1 pseudogene is annotated in these 429 nt (G+C 63.2%); it reads right to left on the minus strand.

Annotated elements, in window-relative coordinates:
• Positions 1-333, minus strand: a pseudogene (locus tag D3D02_RS20190) (ABC transporter permease); the annotation flags it as partial.
• Positions 334-429: the final 96 nt, after the last annotated feature.

The following is a 429-nucleotide window of genomic DNA, read 5'->3' on the forward strand; positions in this document are numbered from 1 at the left end:
GGCGACGAGCGTCGCGGCGACCGCGAGCATCATCGACCGTGGAAGCAGCTCGGCGATGAGCTGTGCCACGGGCTCACCGAACCGGAGCGATTCGCCCATATTCCCCTGGAGGAGCCCGACGACCCAGTCGATGTACTGCACGTACAGCGGGCGGTTGAGTCCCAGTTGGGTTTGGAGCGCTTCGAGCGATTGTTCGGTCGCGTTGGGGCCCAAGATGAGCAGGGCCACGTCACCGGGCAGGATGTTGGTGACGGCGAAGGCGATGAGCGTGACGAAAAACAGCGTCACCGCCATGAACCCGACGCGCCGAACGACGTAGTTGTACATCGACATTGTGTGGAATCTCTGTTAGCGGTCGAGCCAGTTGTCTCCGAACTGGAGCGTCGACCCGTCGGGCGCGCCGATATCGCCTTTGTACTGCGAGGCGGC

The organism is Halobellus sp. Atlit-38R (assembly GCF_003665925.1).
Classification (GTDB): domain Archaea; phylum Halobacteriota; class Halobacteria; order Halobacteriales; family Haloferacaceae; genus Haloquadratum; species Haloquadratum inordinatus.